Source organism: Nocardia sp. CA-120079 (assembly GCF_050955745.1).
Taxonomy (GTDB): domain Bacteria; phylum Actinomycetota; class Actinomycetes; order Mycobacteriales; family Mycobacteriaceae; genus Nocardia.
Genome location: NZ_CP192088.1, coordinates 1,281,392 through 1,299,488, shown reverse-complemented (window position 1 = coordinate 1,299,488; position 18,097 = coordinate 1,281,392). Strand labels below are relative to the sequence as shown.

The window sequence follows — 18,097 nt, the reverse complement described above, 5'->3', positions numbered from 1 at the left end:
CGACGGCGGGTTCGGCAATGCCGCCGATTTCGGCCCACGACACCCCCTACAGTGAGAGATATGCGTTTGGGGCTGGACTACGCGGCGGGCCGTCCCGGCGGCGCGGCCATACGAGCGGCCGGTTTCGATTTCGTCGTGCGCTACCTCTCGGAGGGCGGTCCGACCCTGCCCGGCAAGCAGTTGACCCCGGTCGAGGCCGACGACCTGCGGGCGAACGGCATCTCCATCGTGTCGAACTGGGAGACCACGGCGGCCAGGATGCTGGACGGCTACAGCGCCGGAATCGTCGATGCCCGTTCGGGTTTGGCGCAGGTGCTGCGCTGTGGCGGGCGGTCGGATCGGCCGATCTACTTCTCCGCGGATTTCGATTCGACACCGCAGGATCAGGTGGCGATCAACGCCTATCTCGAAGGCGCGGCCACCGTGCTCGGCGCCGCGAATGTGGGTATCTACGGCGGGTTCTGGTCGATCAGCCGGGCGTTGGACGCGGGCGTCGCGGCTTGGTCGTGGCAGACCGATGCCTGGTCGGGCACCAATGTGGAGACCAGGCGCAATATCCATCAGACATTGCGGCAGGTGGTCGTCGGTGGCGTGCTCTGCGATGTAAACGAAGCCGAGACAATCGATTTCGGTCAGTGGGACTTCGTACAGGAGGAACCGGACGTGACGCCGGAACAAGAGGCAGTGCTGCGCGATATCCAGATCCAGCTGCGTGGTCCGGAGCTGTCCGGTTGGCCGCAACTCGGTACCGATGCGGAGGGCCGCTATCGCACGCTGGTGGACGGTGTGGCAGCGGCCCTACAGCGGATCAAGGAGCTGGAGGACGAATCCGCCGATTTGCGTACGCAAGTCGGCGAATTGCGCACGGAGATCAGCGAACTCGAAGCCACCACAGCTGATCTGGTGGAAGAGGTGAAGCGGTTGGACGGTCCGCATTGGCCGTGGCCGCTCTCGCTGATCGAGGGTCCGGCCGACTTCGTGGGTGAGCAACTGGCCCGGCTGGAGTCCCTACTGCCGGACTTGCCAGGTCTGCCCGGTGGCCGGGAAGTGGGGAAATCGGCAGAGAGGCCGGAAGTTTGGCGATGAGCGGGTTCCCGGAGATCCGGTGAACCGGGGGTTCCGAGAACCCGCCCTCTCGGATGAGGGTACCGGCGCGAGAGCACGAAATCATCACTGCGCCAGGACTTTTACGGACACGAAAAACCAACTCACAGTACGTAATTGATCAATGAGCTACCGCGTCGCAATCATAGACAGGGAAAACTTCCAGGTGACATGATCGACTCGAGTAGCTATTGGATTGCCAAATTCTCGAGTGGTTCCGATCCGAGACCGACATCGAGCCATTCCGGTCGATCGACCATCGACCCGTGCCGTGCCAGCAGCATGCGAGTTATCGTCAGCTTGCACATACCGGTTCGTGCGAAGGAGTTCGCATGACCGTAAACGTGGATCAGATCCGTTCCGGATCGATGAGCCCACGCCGCACCGCCTGCACCAAACGGCGCGGCACCTGGTGTACGACCCCGCCGACACTGACCGGCACCAGGTCCGGCGGGGTCGCCTTCCACCGCGAGCGACGGCTGCGGGTATTCGACCGCGACATCCTGCGCTTGGGCACCGCCATATCAGCCCTCCCCTCGTGAGGGCCGGGACGAGGCCCGCCTGCCGTATTTGCGCTCGAACTTCTCCACCCGGCCCTGGGTATCCAGCACACGGTGCGCGCCGGTCCAGAACGGGTGCGAGTCGGAGGTGACGTCCACGACCAGCAGCGGGTAGGTGTTGCCGTCTTCCCACTCGACGGTGCGCGCGCTGATGGCGGTGGACCTGGTCAGGAACCGCTTTCCGGTACTCGAATCCTCGAACACCACAGGGTGGTAGTCCGGATGTATGCCGGTCTTCATTTCGCCTCTCCTCTCGGGCTTTTCGCCTGGCCGTCGATCGGCAGGCCGGTAGGTTCGCAGGGGTCGGCATGCCATTCGCCGAAGGGGTCCTCCCACCGCGCGACCCGCTCGGGTGCGCGTTCGACCAGGCGCAGTTCGTCGTCCTCGACCAGCGCCCAGTGCAGGGCCTGCCGGATCTCGGCCGGGTCCGCGTCATGGACCAGGATGACCAGCGAAATATCGCGGTCGCCGAACTGCTCGTCCCAGCGCAGCGCGGCCATGGCCCGGCGCATGGGATCGGCCTGTTCCAGCTCGCTCGGACTCATGGCGGCCAGCCACGGTCCCGCGCCGCCGACGCGCAATCCGCCGCCCGCCGATTCCAGCCACACCACCTCGTTGGGCTGGGTGGCCAGCCAGATCCGTCCACGTGCGGTCACGACGCCGTCGAAGAGTACGTCGAGGGCTTCGTGCAGGCGGGCCGGATGGAACGGGCGGCTCGCGGCGAATTCGACAAGGGCGACACCGTATTCGGCGCCGAGCGGCGGCTGGCCGCGCAACAGCGGCGCATGGGCATCGAAGACGCGGCCGCGCCGCGAATGGGCCGGAATACGTGCGAGCAATGCCTCGACATCGGCGGAGTCGAGCAGATCGATATCGTCGATCCAGGCCACCGGCGCATCGGGCACGAGCCGGGACAGCACCGCGGCGAGCCGCGCCCGATCGATTGGATCGCCGGTACTGCCCTGTGCCACAACGGCATCCGCGAAATCGACCTGACCGACCGCCACCTGGGCCACGGTCCGGTCGTCGTCGGCGGTCGCCGTTCCGCGCTCGGCGAGGGTGTCCTCGCCGGTGGCATCGGCCAACCAGGTTCGCGCGTCCACACAGGTGAGCACGGCCTCGACTCGCACGTCGCGGCCGGCCGGGCCGTCGACACGTCCGACCACGCCGGTGACGACGATATTCTCGATCGCCTGACACACCGCTTCCGCCTCGAAGGCCGGATCCAGTTCCAGCACAATACGATCCACCGATTCACGGGCGGCGAGCGCGCACAGCAGCGGCAGCAGATCGACGCGCAGGGTGCAGGAGATGCAGCCGTGCGCCAATTCGAGCACGGTCGAGGTCTCCTGCTCGCCGACGCGCACCGTGCGATGCACGATGCCCTCGCCGAGTCCGCTCAGGTCGTGGCGGATGGTGACGGTGCCCGGTGTCTCACGCAGGGCGGTGGCCAGTCGTGCCAGACCCGCCGCGGCCGCGCCGGAGCATCCGGCGAGCACAACGACGGGCGTTCTCCGGTCGGACTGCCTCCCGGGTGGGAGTAGGGCGGGTTCCACGCAGCACTCCTTTCGATAACGATTTTCATTTGCTGTCAGGCAACGGTACATTGTCTAACAGTCGTTGTCGAAAATGATTGTCAAATACTGGAAGGAGTCCGCATGTCGACCCACTGCCAGGTCACCGGGCGCAAGCCGGGATTCGGCAAGTCCGTATCGCACTCGCACAAGCGGACCAGCCGGCGCTGGAACCCCAATATCCAGCGCAAGACCTACTACCTGCCCAGCGAGGACCGGCGCATCACGCTGAACGTCTCCGCCAAGGGCATCAAGACCATCGACCGGGACGGGATCGAGGCGGTCGTCGCCCGCATCCGCGGGAGCGAAGCGAAGCGGTCGAAAAGACACAGCCGAGCCCGCGGCGACAAGATCTGACAGGAGCACCATGGCCTCGAAATCGACCGAGATCCGGCCGATCATCAAGTTGAAATCCACTGCGGGAACGGGATATACGTACGTCACGCGAAAGAACCGGCGCAACGATCCGGACCGCATGGTGTTGCGCAAATACGATCCGGTGGTGCGCGGCCACGTCGAGTTCCGCGAGGAGCGCTGATGGCCAAGAAGTCGAAGATCGCCCGCAACGAACAGCGCAAGCAGATCGTCGCCCGCCATGCGGTGCGGCGCGCTGAGCTCAAGCAACTGATCCGCAAGCCGACTACCTCCGAGGAAGCCCGCGCAGCGGCACAGTCGGCGCTACAGCGGCTGCCCCGCGATGCCAGTCCGGTACGATTGCGCAATCGGGACGCCGCGGACGGACGACCGCGCGGTCATCTCCGGAAGTTCGGACTCTCCCGCGTACGTGTACGCGAGATGGCCCATCGGGGTGAACTCCCCGGTGTGCACAAATCGAGCTGGTAGACAACCACTGATCTCGAGAAGGAAACCGTCACATGGCAGTCAAGCGAGCACCCTCGAAGAAGGTTCGCGCCGAGCAGGCCCGTCGCCCGAAGAAGAACCCGCTGATCGCGGCGGGCGTCGAGACGGTCGATTACAAGGACATCAACCTGCTGCGCACCTTCATCTCCGACCGGGGCAAGATCCGCAGCCGCCGGGTCACCGGGCTCACACCGCAGCAGCAACGCCAAGTCGCCGTCGCGGTGAAGAACGCACGCGAGATGGCACTTCTGCCGTTCACCAGTCGGTAGACACCGACGTGGAAGGGCCCCGAAGCCGAAGCCGGGGCCCTTCGTCGTCAGCACGTCACGGGATGGTGAGCACCTGGCCGGGGTTGATGGCATCCGGGTTGTCGATGCCGCTGGCGTCGGCGATCTCCTGGTAGCGATTGCCGTCGCCGTAGAAGCGCTCGGCGATCGCCCACAGGGTGTCGCCCGGCTCGACCGTGTAGGTCTGGGCGGCAGGCGGCGGGGGCGCGACCTCTTCGGCGGCGGGCGCGACAGCCTGCTCGGCGACCGGCTCCGGCTCCGGGGCGGGCAGCGGGTTGTCGGTCTGGGTGTCCGACGCCCACAGCGCGCTGCCATCCGTGCCGTACAGCACCACATTGCGGTCGGCCTGCACGGTCAGCCGATCCGCTTCCCGGCCATTGGTTTCGGTGGCCCAGGCGGCGCCGTCCCCCTTGTAGAGCACGAAGTTGCCGTCGTCCTGCAGGACGGCCCGCTCGACACCTTGATCGTGAGTCAGGGTGGACCACACGACATTTCCATCCGGTTCCGACAGCACCAGATTGCCATCGGGCTGCAGGGTCAGGGTGTACGCACCGCCGACCAGAGTCTGGCCGAGCCCGAGTTCTTCACCTACGCGCAGCGTGTCGCCCACGTTCTTCCTTTCGAAGGTTTACTGTGCCAAGCATTCCGACTCGATGCGTGCTGGTGGGCGCGCATCGGCCCCCGAATGTACTGTGCCCGCGAGCGGCGCGGAGGTATTACGCGCAGGCTTAGCCGAATGTTCACTGTGTGGGCTTCATCGCTCTATCATCTTGTCGCACAAACTGACACAATCGTTCTCCTGGTTTGCTGGACCGGTTCGTCTCGATGCTTCGACGCGTGGATTAGGGTGGTCGGTATGTATCGGATGTCGCGAGTTCGGCCCGCCGCAGTCGCCGTCGCATTGTTCGTCGGCCTCGCCGTCACCGCATGCGGTGGCTCCGATAACGGTGGGACACAAGGGAAGACAACGACAACGAGTGCGGCGAAGAGTACGCCGACCGAAGGTACACCCGCCGACGCGGGCCGGATGTTCGTCGCCGATCCGACGATCGTCGGCGCACATCCGATTCCGTTCACATCCTGGTCACGGGTGGCCGATGATCGGATCGCGGTCAACTTCGAGACCGGGTCGCCGGAGTGCTACGGCGTGGATGCCGGGGTAACCGAGACCGATTCGACGGTCACCGTGGAACTGCGCTCCGGTACGCGCGCCGATGCCGTCGGCCGAATGTGCACCATGATCGCGGTTTTCGGTACCCTCGAGGTGCCGTTGCAGGCTCCACTCGGCAGCCGACAGGTTCTCAGCGCGGTCTAGCCGGGTTCGGCGACTACGTCCGCGAGGGCGGCGAATTCCAGGTAGGTTGCGGGTTTGGCTGGACCCCAGGTCTTTTGCGCCATGACGCCCGGGCCGGAGTTTGCGCGGTCGGGTCGTCGCACCATACGTACAGACCGGAGCCGAGATTGCTCGCATTCTGGTCCGGAGTCAGCCGGTGCCGTCCACGAAAAGTGTTGGTTCCCAGAACTCGTAGGCCGGTGGTGCGGGAACATTGCCGATGGCGGCCGGCCCGCCGGACGAACCCGACTGTGCCACAACATCATTGCCGCTAGACACGCAAAGAGGGCGGGAGCCGGTGGCTCCCGCCCTCTTCAGAGATAACTCAATGCGCGAAGTGGCGAGACCCCGTCAGGTAGAGGGTGACTCCCGCTTCACGGGCCAGGTCGATGGTGTCCTGGTCGCGGACCGAGCCGCCGGGCTGCACGATGGCCCGGATACCGGCCTGGATGAGCTGCTGCGGGCCGTCGGAGAACGGGAAGAACGCATCCGATGCGGCAACCGAACCCTTTGCGCGGTCACCGGCGCGCTGCACGGCGAGACCCACCGCATCGACCCGGTTCACCTGGCCCATGCCGACGCCGACCGAGGCGCCGTCGTGGGCGAGCAGGATCGCATTGGACTTCACGGCACGGCAGGCGCGCCAGGCGAATTCGAGATCGGCGAGGGTTTCCGCATCGGCCGCTGCACCCGCCACCAGGGTCCAGTTCTGCGGGTTGTCGCCGGGGGCGTCGAGGATGTCGCGGCTCTGCAGCAGGGCGCCGCCGCTGATCGGGCGCAGTTCCGCACCGGCGCGCCGCGGCGGCTCGGCGACCAGGATGCGCACGTTCTTCTTGCGCTGCAACACCTCCACGGCGCCGTCGGCATACGACGGCGCGACGATCACCTCGGTGAAGATATCGGCGACCTGTTCGGCCATCTCCACGGTGATCTCACCGTTGGCCGCGATCACACCGCCGTAGGCGCTCACCGGATCGCACGCGTGTGCCTTGCGGTGCGCCTCGGCGAGATCCGCGCCGATCGCGATGCCACAGGGGTTGGCGTGCTTGATGATCGCGACCGCCGGTGCCGAATGGTCGTAGGCGGCGCGCCAAGCGGCGTCGGCATCGGTGTAGTTGTTGTACGACATTTCCTTGCCGTGCAACTGCTTTGCCTGCGCGAGGCCCCTGCTGCCGTCGTTCTGGGTGTACAGCGCGGCGGCCTGATGCGGGTTCTCGCCGTAGCGCAGCACCGAGGCGCGCTCCCAGGATCCGCCGATCCAGCTCGGGAACTGCTGTGCGGCAGCATCATTCGATTCGCCAGCCGGGGCGAGCACGCTGGTCATCCAGCTCGCGACCGCGACGTCATAGCTTGCGGTGTGCTGGAAAGCCTTGGCCGCCAACGCGGTCCGCTCGGGCAGTGTGAAGCCGCCCGCCTGCACCGCGGCGAGTACGTCGTCGTAGTCGCCACTGTCGACGACCACAGCGACCGACGGATGGTTCTTGGCGGCCGCGCGCACCATGGACGGACCGCCGATATCGATCTGCTCGACGCATTCGTCATTGCTCGCACCGCTGGCCACGGTCTGAGTGAACGGGTACAGATTCACCACCACGAGCTGGAAGGCCTCGACGCCGAGCTCGACCAACTGGTCGACGTGTTCGGCCTTGCGGGTATCGGCGAGGATGCCCGCGTGCACCCGCGGGTGCAGGGTCTTGACCCGGCCGTCCAGGGTCTCCGGGAACCCGGTCAGATCCTCGACCTTGGTCACCGGGATGCCGGCGTCGGCGATCTTGCCCGCCGTCGAACCGGTCGAAACCAGTTCGATACCGGCGGCGTTCAGTCCGGTCGCGAGCTCGATCAGCCCCGTCTTGTCGTAGACGCTGATCAGCGCCCTGTGAATCCCCTTACGCTCACTCACCGAAGTACCCGCTCATCTGGAATTACTGCCTTTCGTCCGTCGGAGACAATGCCTCTGGTGGCGACGGCGGCGACAACCTCCGCCAGCAACCGTCGCTCGACAACCTTGATGCGCTCGTGCAGCGTGGCCTCGTCGTCATCGTCGAGCACCGGCACCGCCTCCTGGGCCAGGATCGGCCCGGTATCGATGCCGGAATCGACCAGGTGCACGGTCGAACCGGTGACCTTCACCCCGTAGGCGAGTGCGTCGCGGACCCCGTGCGCGCCCGGGAATGCGGGCAGCAGCGCGGGGTGGGTATTGATGATCCGGCCGCCGTAGCGAGCCAGGAAGACCGGGCCGAGGATCTTCATGAATCCGGCCGAGACCACCAGATCGGGTTCATAGGCGGCGACCGCATCGGCCAGCGCGACATCCCAGGCGGCGCGATCCGGGAAATCCTGCACGGCCATCCGGAAGGCCGGAATCCCCGCGGCGGCCGCGTGTTCGGTGGCCTGGCAGACACGGTCCACGCCGACGGCGACGACGGTCGCCGGATACTCCGGAGCGGCGGCGGCCTCGATCAGGGCGCGCAGCAGGGAACCGGTGCCAGAGGCCAGCACGACGACGGTTGCCGGGGTCGCTGATGGCACCCACGGGGCATTCGAGGACGGCTGGGGGTCGGCAGCCGGCGGAGCCGGCGGGGTGGGCAAGCTCAGCGGTCTACTCCTGCATGTCGGTCGAAAGGGCGGAGGCGGTGTTACATCGCCAGGTAGAGCCTAACGACCGTCCATCCGGTCACTTTCCGGCAGGTCCGCCTCGACCACTTCGGCATCGACGATGTCGGGGAAGGTATTGCTGCCCGCGGCGCCCGACGTGGCGATGGCGGGCTGCTCGTCGACCAACTCGCCGTCGAGTTCCACTTCGAACTCGGGACCGGCGTATTCGTCGTCGTAGTCGTCGTATTCGTCGTAGTGCTCGTCCTCGTAATGATCGTCGTAGTGATCGCGGTCTTCGTAGTAGTCGTCGTCGTAGTAGTCGTCTTCGTAATCCGTGTACTCGTCGTCGTACCCGGTCACCGGCGCGCCGATGGGAACGACGACCCAACGCGCGAACACCAGACCCACATATCCGGTTACCGCCAACCAGCCGAAGGCCACCACCGCGAAGATCGGCAGGTCGAGCCCGAACTGCCCGAACGTTCCGAGATCGCCGCCCGCCACCACGCCGAGCAGTACCAACGTCACGGTCGCCACCCCGGCTGAGGTCAGCGTCGCCCACGGCGCGGCCGCGCGGTCGTGGGAGGTCCGGCCGATATCGAGCCCGCCGAGCACACCCACCGCGGCCGGAAGCAACAGCAGCACCGGCCACCAGCCTTCGGCGGGACCGGTCGGCACCGCCGCCATGAGCGGAACGGCCGGAATCGGGCCGCCGACAACGGAAAACACACCGATCGACGCATCCCCGAACTGCGCGCCGGAGCCGACGAGCACACCGACCGTCGCGATCACCACATTCGGCAGATATGCCAGCGAGAGCAGGATCAGCCCGAGCACACCCGCCGCATTGCCCGCGGTGTGAAAGGTGTCACCGATACGCGACCAGTGCGCGAGGAAGGACACGATGACGACCGCGGTGGCGCAGGTCAGCAGGCGCAGGACTGTTCGACCCGCGCCGAATGCGCCCGCGACAGCCCAGTCCGGCAACCGCAGCAGGGTGAACAGCCGACGCCGACTGCGGCTCGCGATGCCACCGACCGCGGCGATCAGATGCACGGCGCCGACCCAGCCGAAGGCGGCCAGCGTATTCGGCGGCTGCAATGCCACGACACCGGAGGCGTCCTCGGCGACCGCCAGACAGACGGCGGTGACCAGCAGCGGTCCGGACAGCGCCGCACCGACGATCCAGCCGAGATCCGCGCGCGAACTGTCCGGCTCGACCGCGCGGGCGCAATCGCGACCGGTCGCCCAGACCAGCAGTCCGGTCGGCAGCAGCGGTAGGAGTTCGAGTGAGGTTTTGCCGATCACCAGCGGAACCTGGTGTGCCGCAAGCCAACCCGCGGCGATCGCACCCGAGGTGCCGGCCAGGTTACTGCCCGAGGACAGTAGGGCGGCCAGCATCAGGACGACGACGGCGACGAGCGCGTAGGTCGTCGGCCGGGCCGCGACCAGGAGCAGCACGCGGGCACGCTCGGGGGTCAACGATAGAAATCCGGCCTCGTCGAAAACGTCGGCGGAGGTGCGCGGCGTCGATCGGTTGCTCCGCGCCGAACGTTCCGGCGCGCCGCGGGACTCGGCGGTCCGGCGAACAAGAGAAGATCTCGAGGAGCTCATGGAAATTCAGCGTGGCAGCTCCCCCGGCGCGAACGGGTCAGGCGCGCCGACCCGTTCTGTGGCGCGCGCCGGGAGAGCCGACGAACTACTTGTTCTCGTCCGGACGGAATGCGTGGGTGGCGTCCGAGGACGGGTCCGAACCGGATTCACCGCCGAACGGCTGGTTCTGCTGCCCCTGCTGTCCCTGCTGGCCCTGACCGAAACCCGGTGTGCCGTACTGCTGTCCGGACTGCGGGGTCCCGAAGTGCTGGGTGGCACTCTCATCCGGGCGCGGCTGCGCGGCGGGCGACGAACCGTAGGGCGAACCCTGCTGCGCCGCACCGTATCCGGGCTGCTGGCCATAGGCGGGCGGCTGCTGGCCGTAGGACGGCTGCTGGCCCTGACCGTAGGTCGGCTGGCTCGGCTGACTCTGACCGTAGGGCTGCTGCGACTGGTACTGCGGGGCGCCCTGGCCGAACTGACCCGGCTGACTCTGGCCGAACTGCCCAGGCTGCCCCTGACCATACTGGCTCGGCTGCCCCTGCCCGAAGGCCGAGGGCTGCCCCTGTCCGAACGCTCCCTGCTGCCCGTAACCGCCGGAGCCGAAACCGCTCGGCGGGGCCTGCGGGGTGGCGGGCTTGGGTGCGGGCGGGGTCAGGACGCCGGATTCGAAGAGCACGGCGACGACGGCGACGGCCGTCTGCACGAGCGCGAGGAATAGCAGCACGTACGCGCCCCACTTCAGCTCGACGTTCAGATCGTCGGGCGTGGTGAAGGACAGGAACAGCGTGCCGAGGAAACCGGCGGCCGATGCCGCGGCCGCGGCGCCGGTCCAATTCTGCTTGGGCAGCAACGAAAGTCCGGCGAGCAGGCCGCCGAGCAGCAGGATGGCCAGCAGTCCCGCCGCGCCGAAGTACTGGAAGAGGCTGAGCGTGTCATTACCTTCGACCGTCACACCTCGCACTTCCCGCGGCTTCTGACCGAAGAACGGGAGGAAGCCGAGCAGGAAGTTGATCACACCGAGCGCGGCGACGCCGACCACCAAGAAGTACGGCAGGCCCTTCGCGGTGGACTCGGTGCCGGTACCAGCCGATTGGCCAGAGCTGGAAGGTGCGGGCGGCGTCGCGGGTGCGTTGTACCCGGAGCCCCCGGTCGGGTATGACATGGTGGTCGTCTCCTAGGTCGAGTCGTACGTCGTCTGAACGGCTGGATCTCTACCTGACGCTACTGCACTCGCCTGTCCGGGTCACCCTTCACCAACTGGCCGGGCGACCTGAAAACGGCGTATACGCTGGTCCTTTGTAGATCTGCGCCGACCGATAACAATTCTGCGCTACCACCTCCGATGGGAACGCACTTCGGCCAGGAGCAAGCTGCTCCGGGCCGAATCCCCTCCAGTGCGCCCCAAGTGACTAGCGGGGCACGACGTACCAGGCGCCGTAACTGCCGACGCAGTCGAAGTCCTGCCATTCGCCGGTCCGAATGCCCTCGTTGCCGCGGGCGAGGCACTGGTGTTCGTATTCGAAAGGGCCGAGGTTGCCCGGTTGGGCCTGGGCCGACCCGGTGCCGAACGGGCCTGCGACGGCGGGGGCGATGCCGCCGATGAAGCCGGCGACGGTGAGGGCGGCGACGGCCGCGATGCGGGCGGGGCGGATGCGATTGGTGGTCATTGTCTGCGCCTTGTCTCTGGTTGGTCTCGTTGGCGATGACCAGAGTCCAGTGCCGCCGTCTCAGCGCGATTTCATCCGCATTTCACGAGGTAGTGCTCGGTTTTTCGAGTCTTTTGAGGTAGCGCTGCCACCCGAAGCCACTGGCCAGGTAGGCGGACCGGGTGCGCTCGGCCAACTCGCCGTCCGGGTCGCCTCGGCCGCGCCGCAGCGCGACTTCGATCGCGCGGGCCGCGAGTGCCGGGACACCGCCGGGCGCCGCCGCGTCGTGCTCCGCGAGCAGTCCTGCGGCCTCGTCGAATTCGCCCTTGGCGATGAGGACGTCGGCGAGTTCGAGCCGGGCCAGACCGGCCTCCTCTTCGTGGGCCAGGGCGGCGCGGCAATAGGATTCGGCCGCGTCGAGTTGTCCGGCAGCCAACGCGACCGCGGCACGGGTGAGGTCGTTGAGCGGCAGGATCTGTCGATCGTCGAGGCGGCGGGCATAGCGGTCGGATTCTTCGACCATCGCCAATGCGTCCTCGGTGCGGCCCAGATCGAGCAGTGCCTTGGCCTGATTGCTCAGGCCGCGAGACAGGCTGTGCTCATCGTCATTGGCGCGGTCGACCTCGGTGGAGCGCTGGTAGGCGGCGAGAGCGCCTGCCGCGTCACCCGAATACAACAGCGCGGTGCCGAGTGCGTCGGCGAAGGATGAGGCCTGCGTGACGCGCACCGCCAGCCGCTCCCCATCGCGCAGGCGCTGCACCGCCTCCGGGAGTCTGGCGCGTTCGATATCGACGATGCCCTGGTAGTAGCGCACGGTCTGGGCGAGTTCGATGTCGTCGAGCGGCGCGGCGAGTTCACTTGCTCTGGCCAATTGTGCTGCGGCGGAATCGAAGTCGCCGGTCATCAGGGTGTGGAAGCCGTAATGGCTCAGCGCCTGCGCCAATTCGGCCTGCGAAGTGCCGGCGGGCAGTGACTCGATCAGTGCGCCGTAGTGGCGTCGCGCCTCGCGGAACCAGGCCCTGGCCAGCCAGGGGACGTGCATTGCGATGGCGAGTCGTAAACCCGCGGCGGCTCTCGGTGTTCCGGATGCGTTTTCGAGTGCGGCGAGAATATTCGGCCATTCGGCGAAGACCGCGGACACGGATTCGGCCGTTGCGAAATCGTCGGGCTCGCCGATGGCGCGCACCAGATCGAGACACCAGGCCACGTGCCGGGCGCGCAGCGGATCGGTCTCGTCGGTTCGCGCCAGTTGTGCGAGTGCGTAGTCGCGGACCGTCTCCAAGAGTACGAATCGTCTTGTCGCACCGTAGTTCTGAACCGTCACCAAGCTTCGGTTGACCAGGTCCGCGAGCGCGGGCGCGATATCGCCGCCTTCGAGATCCGCTGCGGGCGTGACAGCTTCGGCCGCCTCCAGCGTGCACCCACCCGCGAATACCCCGAGCCTGCGCAGGACCGCCCGCTCCCGCTCGGCCAGCAGTTCATAACTCCAGTCCAGGGCCAGCCGCAGACTCGTATGCCGCCCTGCCCCGGCATCGCGCGCCCCGCCGACCAACAGCCGCACCCGGTCATCGATACGCTGCGCGAGTTGCGAAATCGTGAGCGTGCGAGTGAGACCTGCGGCCAACTCGATCCCCAGTGGCAGCCAATCCACCCCAGCGCAGATCCGTACCAGTTCCGCTCGCTCATCGACAGTGACCAAACCGTGCAATCCGGCACGTTCGGTGAACAGTGCGACACCATTGCCACGTTCCAGCGGACCCAGCGGATAGACCGACTCGCCGGCCACTCCCAGCGCTCGCTGCGAAGTGATCAAGATGCTGGAACCGGCTGCGGCAGTGGCCAATTCAGCAACGGGTTCGATCAGATGCTCGGCATTGTCGAGGATCAACAAGACTGGCGCGGCTGTATCCCCGCGAGCACTGGAATCATCTGTGGCTCCCGAAGTACCCAGCGCCGCAACGATTCCCGGCAATAGGTTGTCGGGGTCGATCGGGATGTCTTCGGTCAGGCCATTTGTCTCGAGTACTGCGAGGACTGCGGGCAGCACGTCCTCGGCTCTGGCCAGGGGTGCCAGTTCGACGAAGGCGACCAGGCGTCCGGTGTTGGCGGCAGCGCGGGCGAGTTCGGCTGCGAGGCGGGACTTTCCGCTGCCTGCTACGCCCACCAGGGTGGTCAGGCCGGGTTCGGTGAGGCGGGTGCCGAGGGTGTCGAATTCGCGGCCGCGGCCGATGAAACTGGTCGCCGGGGCCGAGACGACCGGGTCGGGGTGGGGTACGGCGGTTACCGGGTCGGTGGCGACGGCGCGTGTGGGGATCGGCGCGGCATTCGCGGGACGCAGGGTCGGATCGTGGTCGAGGATGCGCAGCTCCAGCGCTGCCGTCTCCGGTGCCGGGTCGACGCCGAGTTCCTCGGCGAGATTCCGGCGCAGGCGGGCCAGGCGGTCGAGTGCGTCCGCTTGTCGCCCTGTGCGATACAGCGCCAATGCCAGCAGACCCGAGAGCGGCTCATGCAGCGGATAACGCGCCACAAGGCCGGTCAGTTCGGTGACGACCTCCCCGGCCGCGCCCAATTCCAGATTGGCCTCCAGCCCCGCCACGGTCAGCGACAGCCGCCAATCGTCGAGCCGGTCCCCCTCGGCCGCCGCATACGGAACACTGCGCAGATCGGCCAGCGCGGCGCCACGCCACAACCCCAGCGCCTCTCGCGCGGCCGCCGCGACAACGGCATGGTCACCAGCCCGACGCGCGGCATATAGCCGCTGCCCCGCCGCCTCCGCGGCCACCAGATCCGATGCCCTCGTGCTCGCGTGATATCCGGCAGGCGTCCGTCCGATGACCTCCGCATGTGCCCCGAGCGCCGTCCGCAGCCGCGAAACCACCACCCGCAACCGCTGCACCGGCCGCTCGACGTCCGCACCCCACAGATCCTCGGCCAGCCGCCCATCCGGAACCGGCACGCCGTTCGCCAACGCCAACCGCACCAGCACGGCCCGCTCCAACGGCCGATCGATGCCGACACTCTCCTCGCCCGCCCACAACTGCACTGGGCCCAGCACCAGCACGTCCACGCCTCACAGCATGGCAGCGCCGCTTTGTCCGCGCACACCCGGTCGCCCGGGCACTGCTCGATCGCTGTATAGGCCGTGAGATCCCAACGGCGACAAGCATTCCAAAACGGACACAGGTCTGTTTCAGGGCGGTGTCGTGGTGGGTCGGGCGTGCCAAGCTGTCAGGCGATGCTCACCTACACCCAAGCCGTTGTGATCGGCGCACTGCAAGGCATAACCGAACTGTTCCCGATTTCCAGCCTGGGTCATTCCGTTTTGGTGCCCGCGTGGCTGGGTGGGTCCTGGAGCGATCTGGTCACCCAGGGCGATTCCGATTCCGGCACACCGTATCTCGCCTTCGTGGTCGGACTGCACGTGGCGACCGCGATCGCGCTGCTGGTGTTCTATTGGCGCGACTGGGTCGAGATCGTGGCCGGCTTCCTGACCACACTGCGCACCCGCCGGATCGAAACCTCGACACAGCGCCTGGCGTGGCTGGTGGCCCTGGCGACCGTGCCGGTCGGCGTTCTCGGGTTGCTGCTGGAACATCCGTTGCGCACGTTGTTCGCGAAACCCCTTGCGGCGGGCCTATTTCTGACGTTGAACGGAGTCGTGCTGGTCACCGGTGAGGTGATGCGTCGCCGCAGCCAGCCGACGCTGTCCGACTACGGCCGCCGCTTCGCCGAGTCCGAGGCACGGGCCAAGGCCATCGAAGAGGGATATTTCGTCGCGACGGCGGAGGAGCCGACCGGCCTCGGCGATCTATCGGTCAAGGACGCGTTGATCATCGGTGTCTCGCAGGCAGGCGCACTGTTCGCGGGCATCAGCCGCTCCGGCATGACAATGGTCGGCGGCCTGCTGCGCGGTTTGGACCACGAGGACGCGGCGAAATTCGCCTTCCTGCTTGCCACTCCGGTCATTCTGGCGGCCGGCGTACTGAAGCTGCCGACGCTGGCCGGTCCGCAGGGCGACGGAATCCTCGGCCAGGTACTGGTCGGATCAATCGTCGCGGGCGGCGCGGCGTATCTGGCGGTCCGCTTCCTGGAGCGCTACTTCAAATCGAATTCACTGTTGCCGTTCGCGGCGTACAGCCTCGTTTTCGGAATCGCTTCGGTAGTCCACTTCTTCTGATACAACGCCGAAGGCCGCCACCCCAATCGGGATGGCGGCCTTCGTTCGATCAGCGAATCAGGCGGTGACGCTTGCCTTCTCCAGGATCTCCCGCGCCAGCGCGGCGGTCTCGGACGGCGTCTTGCCGACCTTCACACCGGCGGCCTCGAGCGCATCCTTCTTCGCCTGGGCGGTACCGGCCGAACCGGACACGATGGCGCCCGCGTGGCCCATGGTCTTGCCCTCGGGAGCGGTGAAGCCCGCGACGTAGCCGACGACCGGCTTGGTGACATTGGCCTTGATGTAGGCCGCGGCCCGCTCCTCGGCGTCGCCGCCGATCTCACCGATCATCACGATCAGCTTGGTCTCGGGATCCTTCTCGAACGCCTCGATGGCGTCGATGTGGGTGGTGCCGATGACCGGGTCGCCGCCGATGCCGATGGCGGTGGAGAAGCCGAAGTCACGCAGCTCGTACATCATCTGGTAGGTCAGGGTGCCGGACTTCGACACCAGGCCGACCGGGCCCTTGCCGGTGATGTTGGCCGGGGTGATGCCGACCAACGACTCGCCGGGAGTGATGATGCCCGGGCAGTTCGGGCCGATGATCCGGGTCTTGTTGCCCTTCTCCACGTTGTAGGCCCACGCGTACGCGGTGTCCTGCACCGGAATGCCCTCGGTGATGACCACGAGCAGCGGGATCTCCGCGTCGATGGCCTCGATGATGGCGTCCTTCGAGAACTTCGGCGGCACGAAGGCGATGGACACGTCAGCGCCGGTCGCCTTGATGGCCTCTTCGACAGTGCCGAACACCGGCAGCTCGACCGCGTTGCCGTCCTTGTCGGTGTGCGCGACGGTGGTGCCCGCCTTGCGCGCGTTGACGCCGCCCACGACCTGGGTGCCGGCCTTGAGCATCAGGGCGGTGTGCTTGGTGCCCTCACCGCCGGTGATGCCCTGGACGATGACCTTGGAATCCTTGTTGAGGAAGATAGACATTTCCGGTTTCCTTACTTGGCCGCTGCCAGTTCGGCGGCCTTGTCGGCGCCTTCGTCCATTGTCTGCGCAAGTGTGATCAGCGGATGCGCGGCATCGACGAGAATCTTGCGACCCTCGTCCACCTTGTTGCCGTCGAGACGGACGACCAGCGGCTTGTTCGCCTCGGCACCAAGGATTTCCAGCGCCTTCACGATGCCGTTGGCGACCGCGTCACAGGCGGTGATACCACCGAAAACATTGACGAACACGCTCTTGACCTGGGCATCACCCAGGATGACATCGAGGCCGGCGGCCATGACCTCGGCCGAGGCGCCACCACCGATGTCGAGGAAGTTGGCGGGCTTGACGCCGCTGTGGTTCTCGCCGGCGTAGGCGACCACGTCGAGGGTGGACATGACCAGACCCGCACCGTTGCCGATGATGCCGACTTCACCGTCGAGCTTGACGTAGTTGAGGTCGTTCTCCTTGGCCTTGAGCTCCAGCGGATCGGTCGCATCCTTGTCCGCGAAGGCCTCGTGGTCCGCGTGGCGGAATTCGGCGTTCTCGTCCAGGGTGACCTTGCCGTCGAGCGCGAGGATCTCGTTGTCGGGGGTCCGCACCAGCGGGTTGACCTCTACCAGGGTGGCGTCCTCGCCGATGAACACCTCCCAGAGCTTCTGGATGGTCACGGCCGCGGCGTCGAGCACGTCGGCGGGCAGGTGGCCCTGCTCGGCGATCGAGCGGGCGAACGCGAGGTCGACACCCTTGACGGCGTCGACGGGCACCTTGGCGAGGCGCTCGGGCTTGGTCGCGGCGACCTCTTCGATCTCCATACCGCCTTCGACCGAGCACATGGCCAGGTAGGTGCGGTTGGAGCGGTCCAGGAGGAAGGAGATGTAGTACTCCTCCGCGATGTCCTTGGCTTCGGCGACAAGGATCTTCTTGGTGATGTGGCCCTTGATATCCAGGCCGATGATGTTCTGCGCGTGCGTGAGCGCGTCGTCCGGAGTGGCGGCGAACTTGACGCCACCCGCCTTGCCGCGGCCACCGGCCTTCACCTGGGCCTTGATCATCACCGGCTTGCCGATTTCCGCCGCGATGGCGCGGGCGTCCTCGGCCGTGTCCGTGACGCGGCCCTCGGACGAAGGCACTCCGTGCTTAACGAAGAGCTCCTTCGCCTGATATTCGAAGAGATCCATGTACTCACCGTCTCGTCTGCGTTGTGATGACAACGTCTTTGTTGGCGGCCCGACGTCGGAAGCGGGTCGGGTCGGACTTTAACCAGTCACATGGAGGGCCAAACGGCCACGTTCATCCTAAGTGGCGCAGGTCACGGGGTGCTGCCCAGGGCGGGAAAACGCCTGGCCAAGGCTACTCGCCAGTAGGTTGCTGATGGCGCGGCAGGTAGAGCCG

Annotated in this window: 20 protein-coding genes; 7 read left to right on the top strand and 13 right to left on the bottom strand. The window is 66.7% G+C overall.

The features are described 5' to 3' along the window. Positions 1-60 precede the first annotated feature (60 nt). A complete protein-coding gene (locus ACQPYR_RS05905; RefSeq protein ID WP_433628534.1) occupies positions 61-1,086 on the top strand; it encodes a glycoside hydrolase domain-containing protein in 1,026 nt (341 codons plus the stop codon). A gap of 367 nt (positions 1,087-1,453) precedes the next feature. On the opposite strand, the gene rpmF is transcribed toward ACQPYR_RS05905, so the two are convergent. The 3 genes from rpmF to mrf are packed head-to-tail and all read right to left on the bottom strand — an operon-like array spanning position 1,454 to position 3,220. After that, positions 1,454-1,627 carry a 50S ribosomal protein L32 gene (gene rpmF / locus ACQPYR_RS05900; protein ID WP_433628532.1) on the bottom strand — a complete coding sequence of 58 codons (174 nt, stop codon included), beginning with the start codon at positions 1,625-1,627 and terminating at the stop codon, positions 1,454-1,456. Between the two features lies 1 nt (position 1,628). Continuing rightward, entirely contained in the window at positions 1,629-1,904 is a 276-nt protein-coding gene (locus ACQPYR_RS05895) for a type B 50S ribosomal protein L31 (RefSeq protein ID WP_433628529.1), read from the bottom strand. Beyond that, on the bottom strand, positions 1,901-3,220 hold the full coding sequence (gene mrf, locus ACQPYR_RS05890; protein ID WP_433628526.1) for a ribosome hibernation factor-recruiting GTPase MRF: 1,320 nt from the start codon (positions 3,218-3,220) through the stop codon (positions 1,901-1,903). The genes ACQPYR_RS05895 and mrf overlap by 4 nt, the downstream gene beginning before the upstream one ends. A gap of 102 nt (positions 3,221-3,322) precedes the next feature. Here mrf and rpmB point away from each other — a divergent pair, with 102 nt between their 5' ends. The 4 genes from rpmB to rpsR are packed head-to-tail and all read left to right on the top strand — an operon-like array spanning position 3,323 to position 4,368. Further along, positions 3,323-3,595 (top strand): 50S ribosomal protein L28, encoded by a 273-nt coding sequence (gene rpmB, locus ACQPYR_RS05885; RefSeq protein WP_433628524.1) that lies wholly within the window; start codon positions 3,323-3,325, stop codon positions 3,593-3,595. A gap of 10 nt (positions 3,596-3,605) precedes the next feature. Further along, on the top strand, positions 3,606-3,776 hold the full coding sequence (gene rpmG, locus ACQPYR_RS05880) for a 50S ribosomal protein L33 (RefSeq protein WP_433628522.1): 171 nt from the start codon (positions 3,606-3,608) through the stop codon (positions 3,774-3,776). After that, positions 3,776-4,081, top strand: coding sequence for a 30S ribosomal protein S14 (gene rpsN / locus ACQPYR_RS05875; protein WP_433628519.1), 306 nt, complete (start codon positions 3,776-3,778; stop codon positions 4,079-4,081). Before rpmG ends, rpsN begins: the two co-directional genes overlap by 1 nt. A gap of 32 nt (positions 4,082-4,113) precedes the next feature. Beyond that, positions 4,114-4,368, top strand: coding sequence for a 30S ribosomal protein S18 (rpsR, locus tag ACQPYR_RS05870; RefSeq protein ID WP_355176510.1), 255 nt, complete (start codon positions 4,114-4,116; stop codon positions 4,366-4,368). Positions 4,369-4,423: 55 nt separating this feature from the next. On the opposite strand, the gene ACQPYR_RS05865 is transcribed toward rpsR, so the two are convergent. After that, on the bottom strand, positions 4,424-4,996 hold the full coding sequence (locus ACQPYR_RS05865) for a LysM peptidoglycan-binding domain-containing protein (RefSeq protein ID WP_433628517.1): 573 nt from the start codon (positions 4,994-4,996) through the stop codon (positions 4,424-4,426). 246 nt (positions 4,997-5,242) lie between these two features. Here ACQPYR_RS05865 and ACQPYR_RS05860 point away from each other — a divergent pair, with 246 nt between their 5' ends. Next, positions 5,243-5,701, top strand: coding sequence for a hypothetical protein (locus ACQPYR_RS05860; RefSeq protein WP_433628516.1), 459 nt, complete (start codon positions 5,243-5,245; stop codon positions 5,699-5,701). 168 nt (positions 5,702-5,869) lie between these two features. Here ACQPYR_RS05860 and ACQPYR_RS05855 read toward each other — a convergent pair whose 3' ends face one another. From ACQPYR_RS05855 to ACQPYR_RS05825, 7 genes are all read right to left on the bottom strand, one after another. After that, on the bottom strand, positions 5,870-5,998 hold the full coding sequence (locus ACQPYR_RS05855) for a hypothetical protein (protein WP_433628515.1): 129 nt from the start codon (positions 5,996-5,998) through the stop codon (positions 5,870-5,872). Positions 5,999-6,044: 46 nt separating this feature from the next. Then, on the bottom strand, positions 6,045-7,619 hold the full coding sequence (gene purH, locus ACQPYR_RS05850) for a bifunctional phosphoribosylaminoimidazolecarboxamide formyltransferase/IMP cyclohydrolase (RefSeq protein ID WP_433628513.1): 1,575 nt from the start codon (positions 7,617-7,619) through the stop codon (positions 6,045-6,047). Next, positions 7,616-8,248, bottom strand: a complete 633-nt coding sequence (gene purN / locus ACQPYR_RS05845; protein WP_433628511.1) for a phosphoribosylglycinamide formyltransferase — start codon at positions 8,246-8,248, stop codon at positions 7,616-7,618. Before purN ends, purH begins: the two co-directional genes overlap by 4 nt. Before the next feature lie 126 nt (positions 8,249-8,374). Beyond that, complete coding sequence (locus ACQPYR_RS05840) at positions 8,375-9,928, bottom strand: cell division protein PerM (protein WP_433628508.1); 1,554 nt, start codon at positions 9,926-9,928, stop codon at positions 8,375-8,377. Positions 9,929-10,013: 85 nt separating this feature from the next. Next, positions 10,014-11,072 carry a DUF5336 domain-containing protein gene (locus ACQPYR_RS05835; protein WP_433628506.1) on the bottom strand — a complete coding sequence of 353 codons (1,059 nt, stop codon included), beginning with the start codon at positions 11,070-11,072 and terminating at the stop codon, positions 10,014-10,016. Positions 11,073-11,319: 247 nt separating this feature from the next. Continuing rightward, complete coding sequence (locus tag ACQPYR_RS05830; protein WP_433628503.1) at positions 11,320-11,577, bottom strand: hypothetical protein; 258 nt, start codon at positions 11,575-11,577, stop codon at positions 11,320-11,322. Positions 11,578-11,659: 82 nt separating this feature from the next. After that, positions 11,660-14,623, bottom strand: a complete 2,964-nt coding sequence (locus tag ACQPYR_RS05825) for an AfsR/SARP family transcriptional regulator (protein WP_433628500.1) — start codon at positions 14,621-14,623, stop codon at positions 11,660-11,662. A 168-nt stretch (positions 14,624-14,791) separates the two neighbouring features. Here ACQPYR_RS05825 and ACQPYR_RS05820 point away from each other — a divergent pair, with 168 nt between their 5' ends. Further along, positions 14,792-15,733, top strand: coding sequence for an undecaprenyl-diphosphate phosphatase (locus ACQPYR_RS05820; RefSeq protein WP_433635023.1), 942 nt, complete (start codon positions 14,792-14,794; stop codon positions 15,731-15,733). Positions 15,734-15,790: 57 nt separating this feature from the next. Here ACQPYR_RS05820 and sucD read toward each other — a convergent pair whose 3' ends face one another. Beyond that, on the bottom strand, positions 15,791-16,705 hold the full coding sequence (gene sucD / locus ACQPYR_RS05815; protein ID WP_433628498.1) for a succinate--CoA ligase subunit alpha: 915 nt from the start codon (positions 16,703-16,705) through the stop codon (positions 15,791-15,793). Between the two features lie 11 nt (positions 16,706-16,716). Next, positions 16,717-17,883 carry an ADP-forming succinate--CoA ligase subunit beta gene (gene sucC / locus ACQPYR_RS05810; RefSeq protein ID WP_433628495.1) on the bottom strand — a complete coding sequence of 389 codons (1,167 nt, stop codon included), beginning with the start codon at positions 17,881-17,883 and terminating at the stop codon, positions 16,717-16,719. Between the last annotated feature and the right edge of the window lie 214 nt (positions 17,884-18,097).